At 74.9% G+C, this 5,593-nt stretch carries 7 protein-coding genes; 4 read left to right on the top strand and 3 right to left on the bottom strand.

Annotated features, from left to right (window positions below; translation table 11 throughout):
- Window positions 1–1,007: protein kinase (locus tag VF468_07445; protein HEX5878139.1), on the bottom strand; the 1,007-nt coding region annotated here is incomplete at its 3' end.
- Between the two features lie 129 nt (window positions 1,008–1,136).
- Here VF468_07445 and VF468_07440 point away from each other — a divergent pair.
- From VF468_07440 to VF468_07425, 4 genes are all read left to right on the top strand, one after another.
- Window positions 1,137–1,469: a hypothetical protein gene (locus tag VF468_07440; GenBank protein HEX5878138.1), complete on the top strand. Its 333-nt coding sequence runs from the start codon at window positions 1,137–1,139 to the stop codon at window positions 1,467–1,469.
- 55 nt (window positions 1,470–1,524) lie between these two features.
- Entirely contained in the window at window positions 1,525–1,695 is a 171-nt protein-coding gene (locus VF468_07435) for a hypothetical protein (protein ID HEX5878137.1), read from the top strand.
- An 82-nt stretch (window positions 1,696–1,777) separates the two neighbouring features.
- Entirely contained in the window at window positions 1,778–2,113 is a 336-nt protein-coding gene (locus VF468_07430) for a lycopene cyclase domain-containing protein (protein ID HEX5878136.1), read from the top strand.
- Complete coding sequence (locus tag VF468_07425) at window positions 2,110–2,403, top strand: lycopene cyclase domain-containing protein (protein HEX5878135.1); 294 nt, start codon at window positions 2,110–2,112, stop codon at window positions 2,401–2,403. The genes VF468_07430 and VF468_07425 overlap by 4 nt, the downstream gene beginning before the upstream one ends.
- A 53-nt stretch (window positions 2,404–2,456) precedes the next feature.
- Here the strand turns inward: VF468_07425 and dxs are convergent, their stop codons facing one another.
- Together dxs and VF468_07415 are read right to left on the bottom strand one after the other, a co-directional pair.
- Window positions 2,457–4,334 (bottom strand): 1-deoxy-D-xylulose-5-phosphate synthase, encoded by a 1,878-nt coding sequence (dxs, locus tag VF468_07420; protein ID HEX5878134.1) that lies wholly within the window; start codon window positions 4,332–4,334, stop codon window positions 2,457–2,459.
- 53 nt (window positions 4,335–4,387) lie between these two features.
- The gene (locus VF468_07415; GenBank protein ID HEX5878133.1) at window positions 4,388–5,242 is read right to left on the bottom strand and encodes a CDP-alcohol phosphatidyltransferase family protein; all 855 of its coding nucleotides are present in this window, start codon (window positions 5,240–5,242) and stop codon (window positions 4,388–4,390) included.
- Between the last annotated feature and the right edge of the window lie 351 nt (window positions 5,243–5,593).

Raw genomic sequence — 5,593 nt, 5'->3', positions numbered from 1 at the left:
CCGTCCAGGCTCCGGGTGGCCGCCCCCTGGGTGTGCCCGGCCAGCCCCTGGGTCGCCGCCCCGGACGCCCCGGCCGCCGCGGCCGCGCCGGCCGCCGGGGCCCAGCCGGTGGTGGTGTCGGCGCCGCCGGGCGGGAGCGTGGTGGTGGCCCGCAGGGTCTCGTCGACCCGGCGGCGCCGGGGCGCCCCCATGGCGGCGGCGAAGTCGGAGGCGCGCAGGAACCGGCGGGTCGGGTCGGGGTCGGTGGCCCGGGCCACGGCGGTGTCGAACGGCTCCGGGATCCCGCCGACCACGCGCGAGGGCGGCGGCACCCGGCCGCCCAGGTGCTGCTGGACGACCTGGCGGGGGTCGCCCTCGAACGGCGGCCGGCCGCTCACGCACTCCCAGGCGACCACCCCGAGGGCGTAGACGTCGGCCCGCCCGTCGACCACCCCGCCCCGCAGCACCTCGGGGGCGCAGTAGTGGACGGTGGCGGCCAGCGCCTGCCCGTGGCCGCGCTGGGCGGCCGCCCGGACCAGCCCGAAGTCGGCCACCTTGACCGTCTCGCTGGTCAAGAGGAGATTTTCCGGCTTGACGTCGAGGTGGACCACGCCGGCGTGGTGGGCGTGGTCGAGGGCGTCGGCGACCGGGCCGAGCAGCTCGGCGGTGGTCTCGGGGCTGAGCTGCCGCTGGCTGTCGAGCAGGTCGCGCAGGGTGCGGCCGCTGACGAGCTCCATCACGATCCAGGGCAGGCCCCGCTCCTCGCCCGAGTCGTACACGGCGACGACGTTGGGGTGGGACAGGCGGGCCGCCGTGCGGGCCTCGCGGCGGAACTGGTCGGAGAAGCCGCGGTCGCGGGCGAACTCGGGGCGGGGGACCTTGATCGCCACCACCCGGTCGAGCTGCCGGTCGTGGCCGCGGTAGACGATGGCCATGCCGCCCTGGGCGATGCGGGCGACGACCTCGTAGCGGCGGCGGCCCAGCGTCCGGCCGACGAGGGCGTCCAGGTCGGCGGTGTTTCTGGCCAAGGTCAGTCCCAGGATCGGTCGCCACCCGGCGGACACCGGCCGGCCAGAGAATTCTAAGCAGGCAGGACCGACAACGCACGGAGGCGCAGCGCTGGCGCTTCCCGGCCCGGCCCGCGAGAATGCTCCGACATGGCCTTCGACGACGAGCTGGGACTGCTCGGCTACCAGCTGGCCCAGGAGAAGCGGGACGGCACCCGCACCTTCTCCCTGGCCCGCAACCGCTACCTCACCTACTGGCTGCACCTGCCCGCCGACGACGCGGCCGCCCTGTTCACCTGGGAGTTCGCCATCGGCGAGTACATGGACGAGTACGGACTCCAGGTCGGCGCCAACGAGCCGCTCAACCAGTTCCTGTTCCCCCAGATCGACACCGAGGTGGCCCAGGACATGGCCGAGGTCGTCAAGGCGATGGAGCGGACCGAGGCGATGTTCGCCGGCATGAACTTCGGCCACCGCGGGTGAGGGCGGCCATTGGGGTAGGCTCCGCCCCCCAGGCCCACCCGTCCGAGGAGGCAGCATGCGCCGCGGTGGTTCGCTGCTCATCACGATCCTGCTGCTCCTGGCCGCGTTCTGGGCCGGTGTCCAGTACGAGCGGAGCAACTGCCGGATCGACCTGCCGAACACCACCGAACAGGTCGACGAGTCGGTCAAGTGCCGCGACTACCAGGGTACCGACCTGCCCGGCTAGGACAGTCGCGCGGTGGCCGGCGGGCCGCCCAGGAGCCGGCGACGGCCCCGGGCGGCCCGCCGGCTCCTAGGAGGCCGGGGCCGTGTTCGGGCGCGCCACCTACCTGGTCCTGATGGCCGCCTGCCTGCTCGTCACCCTCCCCCTCGAGCTGGTCCTCAAGGCGGGGGTGTACCGCCGGCCCCGGCGCTGGCTGGCCGCCCTGGTCCCGGTGTTCCTCGTCTTCAACCTGTGGGACTGGGTCGCCATCCGCCGCGGCCACTGGACCTACAGCGCCCGCTACACCACCGGCATCGAGCTGCTTGGCCTCCCCCTGGAGGAGCTGGTCTTCTTCGTGGTCGTCCCGACCTGCGCCCTGCTCACCTACCAGGCCGTCGTCCGCCTCCTCCCCGCCCCCGACCGCCGCCGGGCGTCCCGGTGATCGGGGAGTACACCCTCGCCTCGGCCTGCGGGGTCGTGCTCGCCGTCCTGCTCGAGCTGCTGGTCCTGCGCACCGGCCTGTTCCGCGACCCCCGCTACTGGGTCGCCCTGGCCATCGTCGCCTTCTTCCAGCTCCTGGTGAACGGCGTCCTGACCTGCCCCCCGATCGTCAGCTACGACCCCGACCAGATCCTCGGCCTCCGCGTCGTCTGCGCCCCCGTCGAGGATCTCGGCTTCGGGTTCGCCATGGTCACCGCCACCATCGCCCTCTGGCGCCGCGCCAGCCCGTAGGCTGCCGCCATGGAGGCGCTGCTCGGAGTGCTGGTCAGGATGTGAGCGGGCGGTCAGGGCTCCAGGCGGTGGAGCACCTTGCGGACCCGTTCGGCGATGCCGACGGCGTCGAGGCCGAGCTCGGCCAGGAGGAGCTCGCGCTTGCCGTGGGGGAGGAACTGGTCGGGGATGCCGAGGCGCAGCAGCGGCGTGCCGACCTCCTCGTCGGCCAGGACCTCGGCCACGGCCGAGCCGAACCCGCCGGCGAGCACGTTGTCCTCCACGGTGGCGACCAGCCGGTGGGCGCCGGCCACGGCGCCCAGGCGCGGGTCGAGCGGCTTCACCCAGCGGGGGTCGACCAGGGTCACGCTGATCCCGTCCTGCTTCAGCAGCCGGCTTGCCTCCTCGCAGGTCACGGCCAGCCTGCCAAGGCCGAGCAGGAGCACGTCCTTGCCGCGGGTGCGCACGTCCCAGGCGCCCAGCTTGACCTTGCGGACCGGGCCCGAGACGGTGAGCCGGGGCGTGGTCGACTTGGGGAACCGGATGGCGAACGGCCCGGCGGTGTGGGCGATCGCGCTGGCCAGGGCGCGGCGCAGCTCGTTGCCGTCGCGCGGCGAGGCGATGACCAGGTTGGGGATCTCCCGCAGCCAGGTCACGTCGTAGACCCCGTGGTGGGAAGAGCCGTCCTCGCCGGTGATGCCCGAGCGGTCGAGCACGAAGATCACCGGCAGCCGGTGCAGGGCGACGTCCATCATCACCTGGTCGAAGGCCCGCTGCAGGAAGGTCGAGTAGATGGCGCAGACCGGCCGCAGCCCCTGGAGGGCCATGCCGGCGGCCATGGTCACCCCGACCTGCTCGGCGATCCCGACGTCGTAGACCCGCTCGGGGAACTCGCGCTGCATCACCGTGAGGTTGGTCGGGCCGAGCATGGCGGCGGAGATCGCGACCAGCTCCGGGTGGCGGCGGGCCTCGTCCAGCAGGGCCTGGCCGAACACCTCGGTGAACTGGACCTCGTCGCCCGACTTGGGCAGGGCCCGCCCGGTCTCGGGGTCGAAGGCGCCGAGGGAGTGGAGGTTGTCCTCCTCGTGCTCCTCGGCCGGCGGGTAGCCGCGGCCCTTCTGGGTGATCACGTGGAGCAGGACCGGGCCCGGCACCCGCTTGGCGTGGTCGATGGCCTTCTCCAGGGAGGCCAGGTCGTGGCCGTCGACCGGGCCGGCGTACTGCCAGCCCAGGTCCTCGAACACCACCCGGGGCGCGACCAGGGCCTTGGCCCCCTCCTTGACCCGCTTGGCCGCCTCGACCATGCCCTCGCCGACCAGCGGTACCCGGCCGAACGTCTCCTCGACGCCCTTCTTCAGGGCCTCGTAGCCGGGGTGGAGGCGGAACGGGGCCAGGTGGCCGGCCAGGCCGCCGACGGTGGGGGCGTAGCTGCGGCCGTTGTCGTTGAGGATCACCAGCAGGTCGGGCTTGCGGTGGCCGATCAGGTTGAGGGCCTCCAGGGCGACCCCGCCGGTGAGGGAGCCGTCGCCGACCACCGCCACCACCCGGCCCTCGCCCTGGCCGGCCCGGCGCGCCTCGGCCAGGCCGAGGGCGTAGCCGAGCGCGGTCGAGGCGTGGGAGTTCTCGATCACGTCGTGGGGGCTCTCGGCCCGCGACGGGTAGCCGGAGAGCCCGCCCATGGTGCGCAGGCCGGCGAAGTCGTCCTGGCGGCCGGTGAGCAGCTTGTGGACGTACGCCTGGTGGCCGGTGTCCCAGACGATCCGGTCGACGGGCGAGTCCAGGGCCCGGTGGAGGGCGATGGTCAGCTCGACGACGCCGAGGTTGGGGCCGAGGTGGCCGCCGCGGACGGCCACCGCCCGGATGAGGAAGTCCCGGATCTCGGCGGCCAGCTCGGTGAGCTCGTCGCCGCTGAGGGAGTGTAGGTCGCTTGGTTGCTTGATCGATTCCAGCATGGCGGTTCGAGGATATGGGGTTGCCGGCGTTCGTGCCTCCTGAGCGCCTGAGCCTACCGCAGCCGGGAAGAAGCGTGGCGCACGGCCAGCAGGAGCTGGACGCAGCCGACGGCCTCGAGCAGGGCCAGGGCGGCCAGGGCCAGGGGGTAGCCGGCGTCCAGGGCCGCCCCGGCCAGGCCGTCGCCACCCAGCTGGGCCGCGCCAACGGCCAGGCCGGCCAGCCCGAGCACGATCACCCGGGTCGGCCGCTCGCCCGGGGTGGCCAGCGTCCAGGCCGCCGCCACCTGCCCGGCCTGGGCCCGCGCCCGCACGTACTCGAGCAGCAGCACCAGCCCGGCCGCGGCCGTCCCGGCGGCCACCGCGGCCGCCCCCCAGCCCGGCCCGGCCCCGGTCGCGACCAGCGCCACCGGCCCGGCGATCAGGGCCAGGTCGGCCAGCCGGTCGGCCGTCGAGTCCCACACGAACCCGAAGGCGCTGGTCCGGCGCTGCATGACCGCCACCGCCCCGTCGACCGAGTCGGCCACCCCGGCCAGCAGGGTGAGCCCCCCCGCGGCCGCCGCCCACCCCGGCCCGAGCGTGGCCGTCCACCCGGCCGCCAGGGCCACCCACAGCGCCGCCAGCGTCACCAGGTCGGGATCCACCCCCGCCCTGGCCAGCGGCGACCCAACCGCATAGGGCAGCCGCAGGTACCAGGCGGCCAGCCGCCCCCCGGGGCGCGCCTCCTCACCGAGCAGGTGCACCTCCCGCCACCCGGCCTCGTACGCCTCGAACGTCCACCCGTTCCCGCCGCCCGGATCCGCACCGGGCGCCGCGGTCGCGGGCGCCGGGGTGCGCGCCAGCGCGGTCCAGGCGAGGATGGCCACGCCGCCCACGCCCAGCCCGATCCCGACCCAGCCCGTCCAGCCCACCGCCCGACCGTCCCGTCCCTCGTCCGACCCCGCGCCCGACCCGTGCGTCCCTCGTCCGACCGCGTCCGAACCCGCGCCCGACCCGACCCGCGTCCGACCCGCGCTGAACCGTCCCGATCCCGCGTCGGGTCCCCGGTGGGGGAGCGTAGCCGACCAGCACGAGGAGGGCCTCCGATTGTCCACAACCCCCGTCCGGGGCCTGGCCGTCCGGGACCTGGTTGCCGTCCTGGCCGGGGTGGCCGGGGTGGCCGCCGGCGCCCACAGCCTCGCGCGGCTGGGGCGGGCCGGGCGAGGCAGGCACCGGCTGGGGCGGCGCGACCCGTGGGAGCTGGGCGAGACGGTGAGCGCGGT

Source organism: Actinomycetota bacterium (assembly GCA_036280995.1).
GTDB lineage: Bacteria > Actinomycetota > CALGFH01 > CALGFH01 > CALGFH01 > CALGFH01.
Note: the sequence above shows the minus strand (reverse complement) of the source record. Positions and strands in the feature narration are given on the sequence as shown.

Coding starts and splice junctions, on each gene's coding strand:
- VF468_07440 (HEX5878138.1), top strand. CDS start 1,137: ATGGCCTTCGACGACGAGCTGGGACTGCTCGGCTACCAGCTGGCCCAG.
- VF468_07435 (HEX5878137.1), top strand. CDS start 1,525: ATGCGCCGCGGTGGTTCGCTGCTCATCACGATCCTGCTGCTCCTGGCC.
- dxs (HEX5878134.1), bottom strand. CDS start 4,334: ATGCTGGAATCGATCAAGCAACCAAGCGACCTACACTCCCTCAGCGGC.